The organism is Desulfovibrio intestinalis (assembly GCF_014202345.1).
Lineage (GTDB): Bacteria > Desulfobacterota > Desulfovibrionia > Desulfovibrionales > Desulfovibrionaceae > Desulfovibrio > Desulfovibrio intestinalis.
In genome coordinates this window covers 542,407-563,367 of record NZ_JACHGO010000001.1, presented here as the reverse complement: position 1 = coordinate 563,367, position 20,961 = coordinate 542,407, and the positions used below count along the sequence as shown (strand labels likewise).

The 20,961-nt window shown below is 51.7% G+C and carries 13 protein-coding genes; 10 read left to right on the top strand and 3 right to left on the bottom strand.

Features of this window, described 5'->3' with window-relative positions:
* The first annotated feature begins 70 nt into the window (after positions 1 to 70).
* The gene (locus tag HNQ38_RS02445) at positions 71 to 3,097 is read left to right on the top strand and encodes a hypothetical protein (protein WP_183717805.1); all 3,027 of its coding nucleotides are present in this window, start codon (positions 71 to 73) and stop codon (positions 3,095 to 3,097) included.
* 86 nt (positions 3,098 to 3,183) lie between these two features.
* Here the strand turns inward: HNQ38_RS02445 and HNQ38_RS02440 are convergent, their stop codons facing one another.
* Entirely contained in the window at positions 3,184 to 3,609 is a 426-nt protein-coding gene (locus HNQ38_RS02440) for an ATPase (RefSeq protein WP_183717804.1), read from the bottom strand.
* 884 nt (positions 3,610 to 4,493) lie between these two features.
* Between HNQ38_RS02440 and HNQ38_RS02435 the strand changes: the two genes are divergently transcribed.
* The 3 genes from HNQ38_RS02435 (at position 4,494) to HNQ38_RS02425 (ending at position 9,409) form a co-directional block, all read left to right on the top strand.
* On the top strand, positions 4,494 to 5,075 hold the full coding sequence (locus HNQ38_RS02435; protein WP_183717803.1) for a (2Fe-2S)-binding protein: 582 nt from the start codon (positions 4,494 to 4,496) through the stop codon (positions 5,073 to 5,075).
* On the top strand, positions 5,072 to 6,379 hold the full coding sequence (locus HNQ38_RS02430; RefSeq protein WP_183717802.1) for a cytochrome c: 1,308 nt from the start codon (positions 5,072 to 5,074) through the stop codon (positions 6,377 to 6,379). The genes HNQ38_RS02435 and HNQ38_RS02430 overlap by 4 nt, the downstream gene beginning before the upstream one ends.
* A 96-nt stretch (positions 6,380 to 6,475) precedes the next feature.
* Positions 6,476 to 9,409, top strand: a complete 2,934-nt coding sequence (locus tag HNQ38_RS02425; RefSeq protein WP_183717801.1) for a xanthine dehydrogenase family protein molybdopterin-binding subunit — start codon at positions 6,476 to 6,478, stop codon at positions 9,407 to 9,409.
* Between the two features lie 185 nt (positions 9,410 to 9,594).
* Here the strand turns inward: HNQ38_RS02425 and HNQ38_RS02420 are convergent, their stop codons facing one another.
* The gene (locus HNQ38_RS02420) at positions 9,595 to 10,515 is read right to left on the bottom strand and encodes a DUF2333 family protein (protein ID WP_183717800.1); all 921 of its coding nucleotides are present in this window, start codon (positions 10,513 to 10,515) and stop codon (positions 9,595 to 9,597) included.
* A gap of 438 nt (positions 10,516 to 10,953) precedes the next feature.
* On the bottom strand, positions 10,954 to 13,329 hold the full coding sequence (gene cutC / locus HNQ38_RS02415; RefSeq protein WP_246387936.1) for a choline trimethylamine-lyase: 2,376 nt from the start codon (positions 13,327 to 13,329) through the stop codon (positions 10,954 to 10,956).
* A gap of 989 nt (positions 13,330 to 14,318) precedes the next feature.
* On the opposite strand from cutC, the gene nikA reads away from it, so the two are divergent.
* From nikA to HNQ38_RS02385, 6 genes are all read left to right on the top strand, one after another.
* A complete protein-coding gene (nikA, locus tag HNQ38_RS02410; RefSeq protein ID WP_183717798.1) occupies positions 14,319 to 15,905 on the top strand; it encodes a nickel ABC transporter substrate-binding protein in 1,587 nt (528 codons plus the stop codon).
* A gap of 170 nt (positions 15,906 to 16,075) precedes the next feature.
* Positions 16,076 to 17,017, top strand: a complete 942-nt coding sequence (opp1B, locus tag HNQ38_RS02405) for a nickel/cobalt ABC transporter permease (protein WP_183717797.1) — start codon at positions 16,076 to 16,078, stop codon at positions 17,015 to 17,017.
* Positions 17,017 to 17,841: a nickel/cobalt ABC transporter permease gene (opp1C, locus tag HNQ38_RS02400; protein ID WP_183717796.1), complete on the top strand. Its 825-nt coding sequence runs from the start codon at positions 17,017 to 17,019 to the stop codon at positions 17,839 to 17,841. Before opp1B ends, opp1C begins: the two co-directional genes overlap by 1 nt.
* Positions 17,838 to 18,668 (top strand): ABC transporter ATP-binding protein, encoded by an 831-nt coding sequence (locus HNQ38_RS02395; protein ID WP_183717795.1) that lies wholly within the window; start codon positions 17,838 to 17,840, stop codon positions 18,666 to 18,668. The genes opp1C and HNQ38_RS02395 overlap by 4 nt, the downstream gene beginning before the upstream one ends.
* A complete protein-coding gene (locus tag HNQ38_RS02390; protein WP_183717794.1) occupies positions 18,665 to 19,558 on the top strand; it encodes an ABC transporter ATP-binding protein in 894 nt (297 codons plus the stop codon). Before HNQ38_RS02395 ends, HNQ38_RS02390 begins: the two co-directional genes overlap by 4 nt.
* A 58-nt stretch (positions 19,559 to 19,616) precedes the next feature.
* Positions 19,617 to 20,954: an MATE family efflux transporter gene (locus tag HNQ38_RS02385; RefSeq protein WP_183717793.1), complete on the top strand. Its 1,338-nt coding sequence runs from the start codon at positions 19,617 to 19,619 to the stop codon at positions 20,952 to 20,954.
* The last annotated feature ends 7 nt before the right edge of the window (positions 20,955 to 20,961 follow it).

The following is a 20,961-nucleotide window of genomic DNA, read 5'->3' as shown; positions in this document are numbered from 1 at the left end:
AATTTCAAAATTAAGCGGGTCAGCATACTGACCTGGCTGCTCAAGAAATCATATCTCCACGGGAATATGTATGTCAGTCGAAAACAAGGCGTGTAGATCAATTACATGCACGGGCAATCCTTCCCCCCACCGCGCGCCGTGGCTGTTTGATCCACAGGATCATCAACTCGTTCATCTGGTTAACGACTTTTCTGCCGCCCGTGCCAGCAACAAGCCATTATCCCAGCCAGACCCGGCCCTACACCCAAGTGGTATCATTGAACTAACTTCGGAACCCGGATTGCGCATGGCTCGGGCAGTAATCATCCTGCTCGAAAGCCTTGAAGCCGGGGGACCGCAGGAAAGGCTTCACGCTCTGCGCCGTTTGCACGACGAGGTGCTGTACGCAGTACATTCTCCACTGCAAAAAAACACCGCTCGCGTACTCATCCAGCTCATGAAGGATCTGGTTCGCTCTTGTCCGCACGCCCAGATGCAGTTGCCGCTTGCACATGAATTTCACCAAGCTGTGCGCGGCACACCACGCATCATACGCAAGTTGTTGTGTCGGTATCATCTGTTGGAAATGCCCGAGGCCTGGAACCAACAGGCTTTTGACCATCATGTGCACGACGCCAACACAAAGGGACGCAAAAACCCTACCCATCTGGTTATGGACGCATGGGTCAAGGGAATACGCTTTCTGACGGTCATCTATTACAATACCGTAGACCCGGAAGCCGCCAGCGAACTGCTGCGTGCCGCCCGTATCATGGGCATCAGCGTTCGTATTGGCATAGAATTTCGTGCTTGTTTACGCGAAAAAATGGTGGAGTTTACCTGGGTTCCCCTCAACACAGACAGTCCCAAGGCTTTTATTGATCTGCTGCACAGACCGGATATAGCCGCCATACTGGCTGCATACGCCCCGGTCAATACCTGGACCCAGCAGCATGTTCTGCACCTGCTGCGCGCCTGGAACCAGAAACATGTCCAGGTGCTGGCCGGACAGCTTGGCGTGGATGTCCCCTCCCCCATACAAGAAGACGCATTTCTGGCCTATGTGGGTCAACGTCAGCCTTCATCCCTGCACCTTGCCGAATACATTTTTTCCCAGTGGATTTCGCACATACGGCAGGCAAGTGCCGACCTGCGCAAAAAAATGAATAAGCAGAACGGGGCGGAGTACGCTGCCACACTGGGGGCCGTTACACGGCTGGAAGCTCTTGTTCCCGACACCATACGTACGGTGTGGCTGGGGCCAGAAGCCAATGCTGACCTTGTTTTTCCGCACAAACCACACAGGGATTTGCCAGAAATCCTTTTGCGTAAGCCGGAAGCTTTGCTTGAATCCCTCACACCGCTGCACCCGTGCCAAATGGTGCTTAACCTCGCCGGGTTGACGTCTCAGGACGTCTTGGAATTGCTATGGCGAGGCAAGGGACGCATCACCCATCTTGAACTTTTTAATCTGCGTGAATGGACCAGTGGGCAGCTTGACCATGCCGCGCCTATTAACAAACTGCAAAGGGCCATCAATGAAGGCAGCATCTTGCGCCTCAAGCAGGTGGTCAGACATATCGTGCGTGAAGGGCGAGAAGATCCGGACCGGCAACCCGTATTTCAGGCTATACTCAGTCATCTGCCCAGACTTCAGGAGTATTATTCAACCTTACGGCTGGGCTCGCGTATCGGCACGGACTCCACAAGCCGTTCACACCATACGCACGGCATGGGGCTTGTTTTTATTGAAACCCTGCCGCAGCAGGCCCGTAACGCCATGCGCCGCGAAGACAAGGAGCAAAGGCTAACCTTGCCCGTACACACGGATATATACAGTTTTGAGCAGCATCATGAACCACAGTATCCCCAACCGTGGTGGATCAGAATGCTGAGACGTCTTCCTGGCCTGGGTAAGCTGGGTTGCCATTCTGTAAGCGGCTGGGGGCTTGAAAAAAAGACAACCACAGTGGGACAAGACGGCAACCTTGTAACATTGGGCGGCGTTGACGCCAGAGGCATCAATACCGAAAACACCCCAATCAACTGCAAGACAGCGGCAGAAATAAGCCCCTGGAATCCTGCTTATATCAACAGCGACGTAATCAATACGCTCAAAATCATTGCGGGCTTTTTACCAGCGCAATGGGCCTTCTGGTATGTGGGCAGTTGGTGGGTGCTGACGTGGTTTGGCGCTCTGCTCTGGTTCGTCATCACTGCTGTACGCAACGTTGCACAGTCTATGGTAGGTGGCGGGGCCTTCAGTCGTTCTATGCTGCTGCCGTGGAACCGCTATGTCAGTTGGAGCCGCATGGCCGACTCTCTGCTATATACAGGAATTTCCGTCCCACTTCTTGAGGTGGTCGTGCGCCTGTGGCTGCTTGAAAACCTGTTGGGCATCACCGTACAGGACAATGCCGTGATGGTGTACACAGTCATCGCCCTGGTCAACAGCGTCTATATATCCGGGCACAATATCTTCAGGGGGCTGCCCAAGGAGGCCGTCATTGGCAACCTGTTCCGCAGCGCGCTGTCCATCCCCTTGTCAATGCTTCTCGGGCAGGCTTTGCTGCAATGCTTTATCCTCATGCATCTGCCTGACCCTATGGTTTTGCTGCAAAACTGCGCAGCCATTGTGTCCAAATGCTCCTCGGACGTCGTGGCGGCAGTCATTGAAGGTTTTGCTGACCGTAACCACTACCTGCGCATGCGGCAAAGCGATTATGACAGCAAGTTTGCGCAGATTTTTAAAAATCTGGCAAAACAGGAACTGCTGTTTCCACATCGCAATCTGACAAAAATGTTGCAATCTCCCCACGAATTCTGGAGCCAGCTGGGCAAAAAGGACGCGCTGGTTGCGCGACAGGCCTTGGAGCACATGCTGGACATGATGTATATGTGGTATTTTAAACCGCGTGCCCGGCAGGCTTTCTGGCAGAGAATAAACGCCATTCCGGCTGAAGAAAAACAGGGCATTCTTGCCTTGCACTCTCTGTTACGCCTTGAACATGAAATAACCACTCAACTCTTACAGGGATTACTTGGCAAGGATTTTTCGCGGGCCCTGACTTTCTATCTGCAAAAGCATCATGAATACCTTCAGGAACTTAAAAAATAGGCAACAGCACTAGAACTTCCAAGGCCCAGCCGGAACTAGTAAGCAAAGCCGCTCCCGGCCAAAAGCCGGGAGCGGCTTTGCATCAGTTAGCCGACTTTTTCCATCTTGCCGTAGACGTTGCGCATCCTCAGCACCAAAGCGGAGGCTTGTTCAAGAAGGCAACCAAGGCTGGCAATAACATATCCTTTCATGCGCATATTGTGCGGCGTGCTTCGCATAACCTTGACCACGCCAGTCAGCAACAAGTGCGTTTCAGCCAATAACCCGCGAAAATCTTCAACATGATATTTTTCCAACAGCTCTTGCTCATGCCGCACTTTTCCAGCAGGAAGATAATAGCAGCGGATTTCTCCACCCATGCCCTGCCCTTCTTTCGCAGGCTCATACATGGCAAGCAGGTCTTGGGCGGCTTTTTGAAAGTTTTCAATTCGCCGTGGCAATTCAAGGTCGGGTTGAAATTGAGAAGATGGCGCTAAAGGCTGCGAAGCAGCATTCGAAGAAAGATGGGGCATAAGAACCTCTCAGGATTTTTTGAGTGGAGCCTTTCAAACAAAAGACTCCGGGCGCTCAAAACTGCCTGAGAGCAGCGGACTATTTTCCGGCAAGCCGGTATTATATTTCGCCCACACCCGGAGATACAATGCAGGAAGAGCGTCCTCAAAAAAGGACGCAACAAGACCCACAAGCTTTCGGGGTGGGAAAACCGTCTCAGGAGGTGTTTTGAGCACCTTCACTATAAAATCATATTGAATTTCACACGTCAATGCGTCTTAGGCAAAGCCAAAACCTTTAACCCAGCGCCCATAAATCTGAATCACTGCAGGCGCAATACGGACAGGACAAGGCTGCCGTCTTGATTTTCAAATCTTGCCTATCCGCCGATGAAAGAAGCAACGTGACTAACAGCACGCGCGTGTTCTTCTGCAATCCTTAATCAGTAATATTATATAAATCATGACATACCACTCTCTTAGATTAAAAATTTTATTTAATTAAATTATATATTTAACTATCATATTAAGAATTTTATCACCCCTTCAACACACTCTTTTTATAAAATCGCGACTATTTCATCTTCTGCCACTTAATTACTGATAGTTCTTATTCATACTTTTAAGCTAGTTACAGCGTCACAAATATATACCCCGCCACGATCCTTATAACAATTCATATACATTGTTATTATTTATAAAAATCATTAAACTTATGAGTGAATACTATCCAGTCGATAGTATTAAGTTCACTGATTTGTCCCTCTGTTTTCATTTTCATCAAAAATTACAAGCGGAAACAACATATCCCAACGCACCAAACACCTGGATTGTGAAGCTACACATGGCGGCGACACAACATATCCATATGTTTTTCAATCCCCTCAAACTGGAAAGGCCCTGTCATGAGTAAAGAAGCTATTGTTGCCAGAATTGAAAAAAAGCCATTGAGCATGACTATAAATGGTAAAAAAATCGGTCCCATTGACGTTCCTGTTGGAATGCCGATGATCGATTTTTTACACCATTACCTTAACCTTACCGGAACGCACTTTGGCTGCGGCGAGGGGGTTTGCCATGCCTGCACTGTCGTGGAAGTAAAATCAGACGGAAGCATGGTTGATACGCGAACCTGCATTGCCAATGCACATTCCTTTGATGGTAAAACGATCATTACAATTGAAGGACAGGCCAAAACAGATGCGTCTGGCAATGTCACACAACTGACACCTATCCAGACCGCCTTCATTGAAAAATTTTCTTTTCAGTGCGGCTACTGCACATCAGGGTTTATTGCTGGAGCCACGGCGTTTATTGATCGATTGAAGCGTGAGCCAGTAAAGCGGGCTGACCTTGAAACCGCCATTGAAGAAGCGCTTAACGACCATATTTGCCGCTGCACGGGCTACGTACGATACTATGAAGCGGTGCGTGATGTGGCGCTTGCCACGCCCGGCTGTGTTATCGGCCAGGAGGACAAACGATGAAAAACCGTACCCTGCGCAATACAGTTGTATTTATCATCGCTTTGGGCGTTGTGGTGGCGCTTGCTGTTCTGCTCGGCACCTTTCGCTCGTCAAGCGTGGCTTCGCAGGCAGATCAACCTCTTTCACCTGAACAGATGCAGGCACTTATACCGCGTGGACGCGAACTGGCGCTGGCTGGCGACTGCTTTGGCTGCCATTCTCAGGCACAAGGGCCTATGGGAGCGGGAGGCCTGTCCATACCCACTCCTTTTGGTACGATTTTCTCGACCAATATCACACCTGACAAGCAGTACGGCATTGGCAATTATACCCGCGCAGACTACCACCGCGTGATGCGTGACGGCATAGCACCGGGCAATCGCAATCTTTATCCGGCCATGCCCTTTGTTTTCAGCCACATTACAACGCCTGACGATATTGATGCGCTCTATGCCTATAATATGAGTATTCCGGCCATGCCCGTGCCCAACAAGGCCAATACCGGAGTATTTGTTTTGCCTGTGCGTCCGTTCATGAACTTCTGGACGCTGTTGAACTTTCCTGACCGCAAAGCACCTCACAACGAACAGCGCTCTGCTGCCTGGAACCGGGGCGCATACCTCGTTGAAGGATTGGCGCATTGCGGCTCCTGCCATTCGCCCCGCAACTTCATGATGGGTCTGGAATTTTCACGAGCCCTGCAAGGTGGAGAAATCGACGGCGTGGCGGTTCCCAATATTACCGCCCCCTCGCTTGCCAAGCGTGGTTATGATGTTCCTTCTTTAAGCGCTTATCTCGCAACGGGAGTCTCCCCCCAGGGCACTTCATTCGACGCTATGTACACAGTCACCCACTTTTCGACCAGCGCTATGAATGCGGAAGATGTCAACGCAATTGCCGTTTATCTTCTTACTGACGCAAGCGGCAAGCTCACAACACCTTCCGCTCCCCCTGCCCCGCTGCCACAAGCTGTTTCTCCAGAATCCGGCACGCCTTTGGCCACAGGCCGGCTTGCCTACATGGCGTCCTGCGCAGGCTGCCACGGTTTAAATGGCGAGGGGATTCCCAATGTAAGCCCGGCCATGAAGGGCAATGCGGCGTTGGCGATGGAAAACCCGCAAACACTCATCAAAGTCATTCTCAACGGCGTTCCTACCCAGATCTTCAAGAACGGCCAGCGCATGTATGCCATGCCCCCGTTTGCACATCGCATGAGCGACGCCGAAGTCGCAGATATTGTGAGCTGGATCAGGGCGGAATGGGGCGGCCAGGGTACACCAGTAACCGCCAGTCAGGTGAGTGCCCAGGAAACAGCCGTAAAGTAACCGGAATGATGAACAACCCTGCTGCACGCAAAATTCTTCATCGTTCACGGTACTCGCAGTCTCCGACGCAAACGGATTCCGAACAGGAGAAAGACAATGACTATTGATATTTCACGGCGCAATTTTATCAAGCTGGGGACGTTTTTTGGCATTTCCGTATTGATCGGACGCCTGCCCGACGCCCATGCTCTTGAAATACATTCCGGCCCCAGTTCAACAGACTGGATATCGCCAGACGGAAAAGTACGCTATCGGTGGGATGCCCTGAATAAAGTGACAGGGCAAAAAAACTTTGCGCGAGATTTTCGTGCACAAGACTTGCCAGGCTGGCCTAAAAAACAGGCTCACGCATTTTTCATCAAGGCAACGCAAGCTGACCGCACCTTTGAGGGTGTTGATCTGAGCATTCTGGGGCCGGATATGCAGCCCGACCGCCTTATCCTGCAAGAAGACCTGACCGGCGATGGCGTGGCTGTTCCGCAGCCCGAGGGTCTGCCTACCGATTTTTACGGCCAGAACTTTCTGGTGCCTAAGGGGCATACGCCTCCCCTGCTCGGGCAGCCAGTGGCCCTGCTGATTTATCACGATTTTGACAAGTTTGAAGCTGCAAAACGTTCGCTGCGCTTTGCAGAAGGCGTTGTGAAGTATGGCGCAGAAACGGGCCCCAAACCGCCTTCCAACTACGGTGCGGCACGCTATGTTCGTATCGGTGGTGATACCCCTATTGCCTCTTCAGTCTATTCTCCCATGCAGGATGCCGTCATTTGGGGAGCTTTTGACGGCAACAAGCCCGTATGGCCGCCCGAAAGCCCCACAGGCGTTTTTGTGCCAGCCTCTGTTATGACCCTGCACCGTGGGGGCGGTGGTGTTCGCGACCCTAAAGCGGTTGCCCGCGAAACCTACGAACCAATGCGGCGTGGCATGAACGCGGCCGCTGACATTGAAAAGGCCATTGAAGCAGCGCGCCAGGATAAAAACAAGCTGGTGCTGGATCGCCACGGCTTCTCGCAATCAATCGACGCAAGTGCTATGGAGCCGGACAACGGCAACGCGTGGTATGACGCCAAAACCCACACGTTACATATAATTACGGCGGCCCAGTCGCCTTATGAAGTTGCCCGCGTTGCCGCGTTAATGGTTAAAAACAACAAACGCTTCCCGGTCAAAACCATCAAGCTGCTCACGGGCACCACCGTGGGTTACGGCACCAAGGACCACTCCATTTTCCCCTTCTATGCCATCGCAGCCTGCTTTTATGGAGGCGGACTGCCCGTGCGGCTTGCCAATGACCGTTACGAACAGTTCCAGCTTGGCATAAAGCGGCATTCCATAGAAATGGATGTGACCATTGTTGCCGACCGTAAAAGCGGCAAGTTTGAAATCATAAAAGGATTTTATAACCTCAATGGCGGCGGCCGGGCCAACTTCTCCTTCTCGGTTGCTCAGGTGGCGGCAACTGCAGCGCAGTCGATCTACTACTTCCCCAAATCCGACCTCGCGACAATCGCACTTGCAACACCAGCTGTAGAAGCCGGGTCCATGCGTGGCTATGGCACCATTCAGGCAATGAGCATCACGGAACTGCTGGTTGATGAAGTTGCCGCAGACCTGGGCATCGACCAGATTGAACTGCGTAAGCTCAACGCCATGCAGGCTGGATTCGAAAACACGCAAGGCGCGCAACCGCTTGGCGAGCTGAACAATATTGAAATGCTTGACCTTGCTGCCAAGCATCCGCTGTGGGTGAACCGCGCAAAGGCCAAGGCTGATTTTGACAAGGCCAACCCCGGAAAAATGTACGGCGTCGGCTTTGCGCAGGTACAAAAAGATTATGGCACCGGAGCGGATACCAGCGCCCTGACACTGGAATTTGATGCCAATGGCAAGGTGCGCATGCGCCATTGCGTGCAGGAAATAGGCACCGGAGCCACAACCGCACAGCAGGTCATTGTGCGTGACATGCTGGGTAAAGCGCCCGACGCCGTTGAATTTGGCGTTGCAGAATTTCCCGAACTGCCAGTGGTCAGCAACTGGTCGCCGTACACGACTACGCAAAAACAACAGGATGAATTCCAGAAAAATCCCCACTGGGTTCCGTTCATGCTGCCAGCAATGAGCGCCTCAAACAGCGCCTACTTCATTGGGTTTGGCACAAGGCAGGCTGCAAAGTTTCTTTTTGAAAACTCGCTGTGGCCTGCGGCACGCGCCATATGGAGCGAAGGCCCCGCTGGCGGGCAGATATCCAGCGGTTTCATGACAGTGAATGATCTGCGCGTTGTTGAAGGGGGCATTGGCGGTGGCGGTATGGAAACCCTTTCGTTTGAGCGCGTTGCCAAAAAAGCTCACGCAATGGGCTTGGTAACAGGGGTTTCCCTGCATTGCTTCAGCCGCTGGGAATGGGCCACTGCAACATTTGACGTCCCGACCATCGGACCAATCAAGGTAGCCGCAGACGTACTTTCCGTGCGCTACGGCGATGGGGCCGCCCCAAAGCTCAAAAAGCGCATGACCACCGGGGGATACGACTTCATCAAAAGAAGCAGCGTAAACTTCCCTTCCGTGCAGCGCAATAATGCCGGGGTAACTACCTACGCGCCTGCCGCCTGCATAGTTGAGCTCAATGTTAACAGCTTCACTGGCGAGGTTGAGATCATGCGCCACCACAATCTGCTCAACACTGGCAAGGTGATTGTGCCAGAGCTTGTCTCCGGCCAGTTGCAGGGCGGATTGGCTATGGGCATCGGGCATGCCCTGATGGAAGAATTGCCCCTTTATGCCGACGGCCCGGGCAATGGAACCTGGAACTTCAACCGTTACACGTTGCCGCGCGGTAAGGATGTGGCTGTCTGGAATCAAACCGCCGAATACCTTGCGCCGCTTTCTGACAGTTCCCCCACCAAGGGCATAGGAGAAGTGGTGATGGTTCCCGTTGTTGCGGCAACCGTCAACGCTATCACCCATGCCATTGGCAAACGCTTCTACGAGCTGCCTGTAACGCCTGAAAAAATCAAAAAGGCATTGGGGCAGTAAGCGCACAGCAGCGCAATGTGACGTGAATAGCCACTGCCTGCGGCAATTGGCTTGCTCACCTGACTGGCCTGCTTCCCGGCAGTGCTTGCCGCTGTCAGACACACCTTCAATTGAGTAAATGACATGCAAAAACGGGCCACATCGTGAGATGCGGCCCGTTTGTTATCAATGCAGCTACGCTGTTTTTACATGCGAATGCTGTTACGGATATCTTCCAGTCTGGCCTTGGCAAACAGCAGGTACGAGAGCACCAGCTCACCAGAATTGAAAGACGATGTAATATACAGCGGATCATAATCACAGATGCGGGTCAGGTACGACATGGCGGCAGCCATATTTTCTTCATTGTTCTTGGCCCGAATTTCCGGGTACAGCATGTAAAGGGTGTGGATGAAGTCACGCAGCACCAATACTATGCCCTGCACTTCGTAGATGCGGTTATCCAGAGTGTAAAAATTCATATCCTGAGCGTTTTGCAACAATCCCAAGGCATAACCCAGCATATTTTCGCCAGTCACAGCTACGAAAGACGCGTACAAGTCATCTGAGCGGCAGTTGAACACGCCAGTGCCGTTATCCAGAGATTTTTTGTATTCTTCAAGCAGTTTGAAGCCTTTTTTGTACGACCCTTCCGCAGAGGGCAGCATAAAGCTGCGTGGATCAATGGCAAAGCTGTTGATACGCGCCTTGTACAAAAACTCGCTTTCACGGTCGCTGGTTCCAAGCTTGGCTATCTGGCTGGAGTAAAGATCCAGCAGAAACCGCGTGGCATGGTAGACGCCGTACTGGCGATAGGCGCGGTTATCCATCACAAAGCGGTTAAAAATTATGTCGTTAACGCTCCAGCCAAAGGTAGAATCGAGTTCCCGCCGCATCTCGTAGGTGATGGAATCCAGCAGGATTTTTCCCTTTTCATTTTCAGGCAGTTTGTCTGCCTCGGCCGGCACAGGCATGGGTTCTGGGAAGGTCGTGGCGTCAATCAACGAATAAGCGCGTTGGGCCCCCCAGACCAGAAACAAGATACCCAAAAGAAGAGACAACTGAACGGCCAGAGTTTTGAGTACAACCTGCAATTTCAAAATTGGTGGAAGCGTGGGCAATTTCATATACTTAATCCTCAACGAAATCGTTCTTTTTGAAAAATATGAAGTGGGATACCGAGTCAATATACAGGCGAACAGGCAAATGGGGAAGAGCCTGATTTGCACCCTGTAAGCAGTAAGCCCCAGGATTTTAAATTTTACTACAGTTATCTGTGCATTGATGCCAGTTACGACGCACAACACTTTATCCACATACAAATACACCTGCTTCGCAGATAAAAAACGTCTTCATTTCATATTTATCAATATATTTTGTGCATATTATAGTTCAAATTTCAGAATATCAGCATATTCGTTAATTCCAGCCATCATCTTCAGATCATGTAACAGCTTATTATTTCTATTCAGGAATATTTATGCAAAATGGTCTTCATCGCTGCCTGTTATTGCAGAAAATGAAGACCATTCACATTATATTGTAAAACAGGTCAGTTTTACATCTTAATTCAAGGTTGTACGGCTGATTATTTCGTCCTGTACTTCCTTGCACAGTTCTACAAAAAAAGCGCTGTATCCAGCCACACGCACAATAAGATCACGGTGTGCTTCCGGGCTTTGTTGTGCCTGAACCAATGTTTCCCTGTCCACGCAGTTGAACTGCATTTGGGCATTGCCAAAAATTGAGGCCGTGCGGAGCAAAGAGCTCCATCCGGCGCGGCCATCCGGCGTATCCAGAACACTGCTGGCCAGTTTAAAGTTGTGGGCCATCCCCAGGCTCATTGATTCCACATTAATCTTTGAAACAGATTTTATAATGGCAGTCGGTCCGTTGTGGTCAGCCCCCTGAGAAGGACTCATAGCATCAGACAACGGCGCTTTTGCAAACCGCCCATTGGGGGTAGCGCCAATCATGCCGCCCAAAGGCGTGTTGAAAGATTGGGAGAGAGTGCCGTGAATGTGGCGGGCATAAAGGGATTTGTGCTGATTGAACATGCGCTCCGTATAGTCGACAATATCGGCAGCAATCAAATCAGCATAGTCGGCATCATTCCCGTACTTGGGCGCTGCGACGCAATCTTTGTGGACAGACTCATAACCCTTCCAGTTTGCATCAATAGCTTCTTTCAGCTCATGCAACGTATATTTTCTTTCATCATATACAAGCTTTTTTACAGCAGCCATACTATCAACATAGGTAGCAAGTCCGGCAAATATCGTTCCCGGCCCTTCATACAAGGCAGCACCACCAGCCGTGACGTCCTTTCCCGTCTGCATACAGCCGTCTACAAACAAAGACATATATGGCGTAGGGGTCATGTCCCTGACTGCTTTTTGAATAAGTACAGAGCCTCTGGCCGTGAGTTTGATAATATGGTCCAGCTGCCGTTTTACCGCAGCTTCAAACTGTTCGTAAGTCTTCAGATCGCCAAGATCTCCGGTATCCAGGCCCAGCTTCGTTCCATAGGAAGGAAGTACACCACGGTGAAAAACAAACTCTATGGCAATGGGCCACTGGGTAAAACCTCCAACAGTCCATTGATGGATACGGCCGGACTTCTGCGGTTCAACGCATCCCATAAGGCAGTAATCCCGGGCGTCGTCAAAATCGAAGCCCTTCCGCAGCATCATTTTGATATGCGCGTCGTCAAAATGGCAGGCAGGCATTCCCGCACCAGCCTTGATGACATCCAGAATTTTATCAATATATGGCTGCGGCGACTGGTTATGAATGCGGCATGCCAGCGAAGGCTGATACATTTTAACCTGTTCCACTGCATCCATGATGAGGTAGGTCAGGCCATTTGTGCCATCGCCCCCTTCCCGCCTGACGCCGCCCACACACATATTGATGAACGGCATGTACCCTGCAAAATAGGTTGCGGTAGACGCCGGAGTATACCAGATCATCTCGGAGCATTTGATAATGAAGCAGCCCATAAGCTCGAAAGCTTTCTCGTCACTCAAAGTTCCTGCTGCTATATCAGCAGCGTAGCACGGGTAAACATATTGATCGAGGCGACCCAAAGAAGTACTGCACTGGTTTTCTTCCATCAAAAACAGCGACTGTATTGTCCAGATAGCCTGTAGCGCTTCATGAAAAGTCTGCGGAGGATGGGCAGGAACACGAGCGTTCACCTTTGCTATTTCTTCCAGCTCGGCCTTCCGCTGCGGGTCTTGTTCTCGCCCAGCCATTTCCTGCGCATAGGCAGAAATGCGTGCGGCATACGTCAGAACACCTTCGCAAACCTCCAGCGCCGCCTGATAAAAAGAAGTTTTTTCCTGTGCATCTTTTGCGGCAGACGACAATTGGGCCAAATGCGCTTCTGCCTCTGCCTTCAAACCCAGTATGCCCTTTTTGAAGAGGAGTATGTCATAGCCTGGGCTTGTATCTCCCCCGCCGCTTGAAATGTGATAGGTCAAATCGCTCACGCAAGCTTCTGCACCGAATTCCCACAGACCTTCTTGCCGAAGTTCTTCTTCGCACGCCTCTGCAAGCGACTTTCCCTCCCAAAAAGGAAAAAGCTGCTCGCGCATGATCTGCTTATCTTTTTCACTAATAAAATATGGATCCTGGGTTCTTGTACCTATGGTTTCAAGTTCATCGCGCACCCACTTCCATGCCGTGTCGGGTGAAAAGGCTCCCGCGCGAGCTTTGCCACAAGGATGGCCCACAATAAGCTCGTCATCTTGAATAAGCATGGGGGCAGTTTCGCAAGCGCGTCTGAAAGCTTTGGCGCGCAAAAGATTTTTGGGCAGGTCGGGATATTCTTTTGCAACTTCGGTGTAAGCCAAGGCACGACCAATTGTAATACTTGGCTTGACTTTTAAGTACGCATCCTTAAGCCGCTGGAGACGTAGAGACAATTTTGTTTGCATTTGTAACATCCCTTATTGCCGTGAAGAATAGTGAGTACTTTATAGCGTACCCAGCCTTACAATAAGGTGCCAGCCAACTGGAAAGTCAATGCTTTTATCAATACTATAATCTTATATTATTTCGCATGCATATTTTATATTTAAACACGGATGATATAAAATATGGCATTTTCATGCCTTATAACATTCCCCCACAGGCAACCCTTGCAACTGCCAATATTGCCAAACTGCAAGTCTCACCCCTATCAAAACCCCTTTGAGGTGCACATATCGCCACAATAGTACGCGTAAAAATCAACCCCAATATGGCTTGTGCAATGCAGCTAGTAAAAATTTAAGTCGCGAAGTGAATGAAAGTCAGTACGCCTTGAGCCTATGAGTGAACAAGGTGTGCTCCCGCACGCCTTAAAATACTGAGGCACTCTCACTAACCCACTGTCCGTTTATCACACTGCGTTTTTTAAACGAGAATTGGCAGATTTCTAAACATTAGCACTCCAGTTCCTGTGTTAAAGAATTTTTCCACTCCGGTCATGCACAACAGACCAGCTGTATTCAAAAACAATACGCTATTACCATAAAAGTGCTGCCCTCTTTGCCTTCAAGGTTAATCAAATGGCTTGGGGCATATCTTAAGCATTTGTGACCAACGAATATGTATCAATGCCTGCAAGCATGCCCCACCCTGTTGTGGAGGCGCCAGACGCTGCGCTTGCACGTCTACACACCCCCACATTTACGAGCGTAAAAAGCATAGCCAACGCGCATTTTTGAAGATTGGCCAATGTTGCGTCGCACAGGATATTTCCCGTAAATTAGCTGTATTGGCTAATAAATAGGCATTCTCCCAAGCCACCGCAAGCCAGACATTCACCCAAGTATTCTAATTCAGAATATCAGGCCATGCTAAAAAACCATTTTGGCTTTTCATTTTCCTATGGCACAAACTCGGAAAAGAAATCCCATTTCAAATTCAAACCGAGGCTAGGATGAGTAAAGTCAACTGGTTTAAGCAAGTGTTTTGCGCCTGCCTGCTTACTGGCAGCGTGCTTTTGACGGGTCAGCAGGGTAATGCAGCTCCCGAGGCCAAGGACACTCTGAATTTCGTGAATTACCGTGACATTCGCGATCTTAACCCCCACCTGTACGCAGGGGAAATGTACGCCCAGGAAATGCTGTTTGAAACATTGGTGGACATTACGGCTGACGGCTACAAACCTTGCCTTGCTGAAAGCTGGGAAATTTCGCCCGATGGCAAGATTTATACCTTCAAAATTCGTAAAGGCGTAAAATTCACTGATGGTGAACCTTGCGACGCCTTTGCCATCAAGGCCAACTTTGACGCCATCATTGAAAATAAAAAACGTCATACGTGGCTTGAAATGATGCATCTGCTCGAAAAGGTCGAAGCCCCTGATGCCGAAACCTTTCGCATCACTATGAGTCAGCCCTATTATCCCATGCTGACCGAACTTGGCGTAACCCGCCCCTTTGCGATGATTTCTCCAAAGGCTATGAAAGATGGTTCCACCAAGGACGGCGTGCAGGCCTTCATCGGCACTGGCCCCTGGACGTTGGAGGAAGTAGTCACGGACGAATACGCGATCTTTAAGCGCAATGACAGTTATTGGGGCGAAAAACCCAAATTTGAACGCGTGATAGTCAAGGTTATTCCCGACAATCAGACTCGTATTCTCGCGCTGGAAAAAGGCGAGATTGACCTCATTTGGGGCAAGAACATGCTGGATGCCGATGCGCTGAACAAGTACAAAAACAGCGAAAAATTCGGTATCGAGCTTTCCGCGCCCACATCCACGCGCCAGATACTGCTCAACACCACCAATCCCATTCTTAAAGATCTCAATGTGCGCAAGGCTCTGCAACACGCCACCAACCGCGCGGCCATTGCCAAGGGAGTTTTTCACGGCCTGGAAACTCCAGCCGACACGCTGTATGCCCCCTCTGTTCCCTACTGCAACATTGGCCTCAAGCCCTTTGAGTATGACATGAAGAAGGCAGCGGCCCTGTTGGACCAAGCTGGCTGGAAGCCCGGCCCTGGCGGCGTGCGCATGAAGGATGGCCAGCCTCTGGCAATCAGCCTGCTCTACAACAGCAATAGCGTGACAGAGAAAAACATTGCCGAATACTTGCAGCATGAATTTGGCAAGCTTGGCATGAAGGTAAGCATCAGCGGCGAAGAAGAACAATCCTACCGCGACAACATGAAGAACGGCAAGTTCGACATGGTCTTCAACATCTGCTGGGGCACGCCCTACGATCCCCAGTCTTCGCTTTCCGCCATGCGCCAACGCGTGTACGGCGACTATGCCGCCCAGCTCGGTTTGGATGACAAGGCCGAAATAGACAAGGCCATCACGGCCATACCCACCACTACGGACAAAGAAGAACGGCAGAAGCTCTATTCGTATGTGCTGACCCATCTGCATGAAGATGCCGTGTACATTCCCCTGACCTTTGAATGCAACAAGGCTCTTTTCAACAAAAACCTCAAGGGCGTTGGTTTTACCCAAACCCAGTACGAAGTGCCCTTTACGCAAATCTACATGGTCCAATAACTGACTTCATGCGCGGTGACATACCGCGCAAATGAGCCAGAAATGCCCGGCTTCCCCCGGAAAGCCCTTCCAGCCGGATGCATATCTGGAATCTCCCGGCCCGTCAGCCACGACGGACCGGGAGGTTGAAACCCGACGCTACGAGATTACGGAATTATGGAACCAAGGGTATGAAACACTACGTCATCAAAAGGCTTCTGGCCACCCTGCCGCTTCTGTTGGGCATTTCCTTCCTGTGCTTCGTCTTCATCAACCTGATTCCTTCTGATCCGGCTGAGGTAGCCCTGCGCGTGCGGCAGACCCCCATCATAACCGAAGGGGCCATTGCGCAGATGCGTCAGGAACTTGGCCTGGATCAGCCTTTTATGGTGCGCTATGTGCGTTGGCTGTGGGACTGCCTGCACTTTGATTTTGGCATCAGCTACACAAACCCCACGCGTACAGTGCTGGGCGAAATCGCGCGGTGCCTGCCTGCTACTCTCAAACTGGCCGGGCTTTCCCCTGTATTTGTAATCGGCCTGAGCCTGCCCATAGGCTTTCTGAGCGCGGTGTATCAGGACTCCTGGTTTGACAGAATCATGCGCGGGGCAGTTTTTGCCACTACCGCCATGCCTGCCTACTGGGTGGGGTTGCTGCTCATCTGGCTTGTGAGCATCAAGATGGATCTTCTGCCCACCAGTGGCCACGGCGGATTTAAGCATCTCATTTTGCCGGCATTTACCGTGGCTCTGACCTATATTTCTACATATATCAGACTGATACGTAATAACATGCTTGAAAACATGCGTGAGGATTATGTGCTGTACGCCAATGCGCGTGGTCTCAAGCAGCGCAGCATCTTTGTACGGCATATTCTCAAAAACTCCCTGCAATCGTGCATCACGGCCATTGGCATGAGCATACCGCAGCTCATTGCCGGCACCATTGTCGTGGAAAACGTCTTTGCATGGCCCGGCATTGGAAAGCTGTGCATAACCTCCATATTTAACCGCGATTATCCCGTCATTCAGGCCTATGTGCTCATGATGGGTGTTCTTTTCGTATTCTTCAACCTGGCCTTTGACATAGTGCAATACGCCGCTGACCCACGCCTGCGCCAGGAGAGAGACTGATGCTCAAACAGCTCTTCAAAAACCCTATGCCCCTGTTATGCATGGTTATTATAGGCATTACGGCTTTGCTGGGCATCTTCGCCCCTTGGGTGGCCCCGCATGATCCTTATTCAAACGATATTCTCAACAAATTCGCTGGCCCGTCGTGGCTCTATCCCCTGGGCACAGACCAGTTGGGTCGTTGCGTATTTTCACGCATGCTCCACGGCATACGCCCCACTCTTTTTCTGGCCTTGTTAACTATGTTCGGCACGATGACGCTCGGTATCGTCATGGGTATGCTGGCCGGGTATTTTCGAGGAGTGGTGGACGAAATCATCATGCGCATCGTGGACGTTATGCTGTCCTTCCCCAGCCAGATCATGATTCTGGCTGTGGTGGCCCTGCTTGGTGTGGACATACGCAATGTCATCATCGCCAGCATATTCATCAAATGGGCCTGGTATGCCCGCATGATTCGCACAGCAACCATAAAGTACACTGAAACAAACTTCGTGCTCTATTCCCGCAGTGTGGGCTCTGGCAATTTTTACATACTTACGCGCCACATGCTGCCCTGCATTGCCGCTGAACTGGCGGTTCTGGCCAGCCTTGATACGGGTTGGGCCATCCTGAACATATCTACTCTATCCTTTCTGGGGCTTGGGGTTCAGGCGCCCACCCCCGAATGGGGAGCCATGCTCAACGAAGCCAAAAACGTCATGATTTCCAACCCGGAGCAGATGATCGTGCCAGGCATTGCCGTGGTGGTGCTGGTGGGGGCCTTCAACCTTCTGGGCGACAGCCTGCGCGACGCCCTTGACCCCAAGGCGGTGCGTCAATGAGCGCGGTGCTGACAGTCAAAGACCTGCATGTGCTTTTTCTGCATGAAGGCAAAAGCCTGCCTATTGTAAGCGACATCAATTTCAGCGTCCGGCGTGGTCAGTGCCTGGGCATACTGGGCGAATCTGGCAGCGGAAAAAGCATGACCTGCAAGGCCGTGCTTGGCCTGCTGGACAAAAATTTTGAAATTCGCGGCAGTGCGCGTTTTGAAAACCGTGAACTGCTGCTCGAAAGTGCCGAAAACCTGCGCAGGCTGCGTGGCTCAAAAATATGCACTGTCTTGCAGAACCCCATGTCGTGCTTCGACCCCTTGTTCCGCATCGGCGAACAGATGGAAGAAACCCTGGTGGAACATACGCCGCTGCGCCGCACCGCCCTGCGTGAAAAATGCCTGGAAATTCTCAACCTCATGCGCATCAACAATCCGCAGGAAGTCCTGCGTAAGTATCCTCATCAACTGAGTGGCGGCATGCTGCAAAGGGTCATGATAGGACTTGCCGTTGGCCTTGAGCCCGACCTTATTATAGCTGACGAACCCACCACTGCCATTGATTCCATAAGTCAGCACTCCATCATGCAGGAATTCATGCGCATCAAGCAGACGGGCAAAACATCTATGATCTTCATTTCCCACGATCTTGGCGTTCTTTCCTACATAGCGGACGAGGTGCTTGTTATGCACCGGGGGAAGGTTGTGGAACAAGGAAGCCCAGAGCATGTGTTTGACCATGCCTCTGATCCTTATACCCGTCATCTAATCGCACAACACAAAGCGGTCATGCGCAAATTTTTACGCGCCATTCACCCCGCTAGGGAGGCCATGGCATGAGCGCCGTGCTGACAGCCACAGATATTCAGGTGTCCTTTCTCAAAGAGAGCCAGAAAACCATTTTTTCTAAAGAACGCCAGCAGGTGCTGCGCGGCATAGACCTTGAAATAAATGAAGGAGAATGCCTTGGCATTATTGGCGAATCCGGCAGCGGAAAAAGCACTCTGGGGCGCGTACTGGCGGGCCTGCTGCAACCCGACAGCGGCAAAGTTGTTATTGAAGGCATTGACATCTACGACCGCAGCTTTCGCAAGCAGGCCGCTCTCAGGCACAACCTTGCCATAGTGTTTCAGGACTACACTTCTTCTGCCAACCCGCGTTTTCGCGTGTCGAGCATTATAGGCGAATCCCTGCGCGTGCTGGAAAAAACCGGGGAGCGTATAGATCGCAAAGCCCGTGTTGCCGAACTGCTTGAGCAGGTGGGATTGCCCACCGACTTTGCCGGGCGCTACCCCCACGAGCTCAGTGGCGGCCAGTTGCAGCGTGTGTGCATTGCCCGCGCCATAGCCTTGCGCCCCCGCGTCATCCTGCTGGATGAGGCTATCAGCTCTTTGGACGCCAGCACCCAGATTCAGGTCATGGACCTGCTTATGGACCTGCGCAAACGCCACGGTCTTTCATATCTCTTTATCACTCATGATCTGACCAGCATAACTTACCTCTGCGACCGCGTACTCTTTTTCCATAACGGCAGCGTGGTGGAACGCGTGGACCAGATGGACCGCATTGGTTTCATCCGCAACGACTATGCCCGGCGCCTGCTGGAATCGGTCATGGGCATCGGCGTGACTGGCGGCCTTCCCACGCAGGAACAAAATTCTCTGCAACCTGCCAGAACACGCATTGGCAATCTGCCATTGCATATGCCGCAGCAGATCAGGGCTGTCTGACGCAGACTGAACATACGACGCCAAAAACACAGTAAAAATTTCGACCAAAGGCCCTCAAGTGACTGTCCCCAATAGTTACATTAGCCAGCGCGACTACGTCCGCCTGCTCTTGCCCTTTGTGCTGGCCACCGCCACCCAACCTTTATTGGGGGCCGTGGATACCGCCGTGGCCGGGCATTTGCACAGTCCGGCCCACATTGCAGGTGTGGCCGTGGGAGCGGTTATTTTCAACACCATATACTGGTTACTGGGCTTTCTGCGCGTTGGGGTTACAGGATTCAGCGCGCAGGCGCAGGCCGGGGGGCAGCCTGACGAGATATGGGCCTCGTTTGCCCTGCCCTGCCTTTTGGCCGCCTTGCTGGGCGGGACAATCGTACTCCTTCAAAAACCTGTTTTCGCCGCCGCCATGCTGGTGCTGAAACTTGAAACAGACGCACGCGTGGTAACTGCCGCATACTATGGCATTCTGGTATGGGCGGCCCCACTGGTGCTCATTAACTACGTCATTCTGGGCTGGCTTATGGGCCAAGCCCGGATACGCGCCGCCCTGACCATGCAGATGGGCGGCAATGCCCTTAACATCGCGCTTGATATTCTGCTTGTGCTGAGAGGCGGATTCGGCGTGGAGGGCATAGCACTGGCCGCCTGCGCGGGTCACATTTTTTCTCTGTTGGCTGGCCTGTATTTTCTGCGCCCTCTTTTGCCGAGGGTGGATCACGTACGGGAAAAACTTCTGCAATTGGACGATCTGTGGCGCATGGTGCGCGTCAACGGAAACTTGCTCTTGCGCACAATCTGCCTGTTGGTTCAGACCAACATCTTTATGGCCTCTTCGGCATCCTTTGGCACCCTCACCCTTTCGGCCAACGCCATTCTTTTTCAGGTCATGCTCTGCTTTTCATATGTTTTTGAGGGCATTGCCAACACATCCAGTGTGCTGGCCGGCCGCGCGGCTGGCAGCCACTGCCCCGACATGCTGACCAGGGTACGCCACTGCACACTCCTGTGGACCATAGGCAGCGCCCTTGGCATGGCGGCTCTGTATCTGCCCTTGCGTACCTCCTTGTTGGCTCTATTCACTGATCTGCCAGATGTGCTGGCCACGGCAGCAACCTACAGCTTGTGGGGGGTACTTTTTCCCTTGTGCGCAGGTTGGGGTTTGACATTTTACGGCCTGTTTACGGGGGCCAGCGTGACCCGGCCTGTTTTTTTATCAACGCTTTGTGCCCTTGCGGCATTTGTTCTGGCCTGGGCTGTGGCTGTGCCCCTGTGGGGCAACAATGGTCTGTGGTTTGCCTACACGGTTTTTTATCTGGGACGCAGTGTTTTTCTCGCGCCCTGGTGGCAATTTTTGCGCCGCGCCGCCACCTTCGCGCCGCGCCCTGTTACCGCATAATAACTGA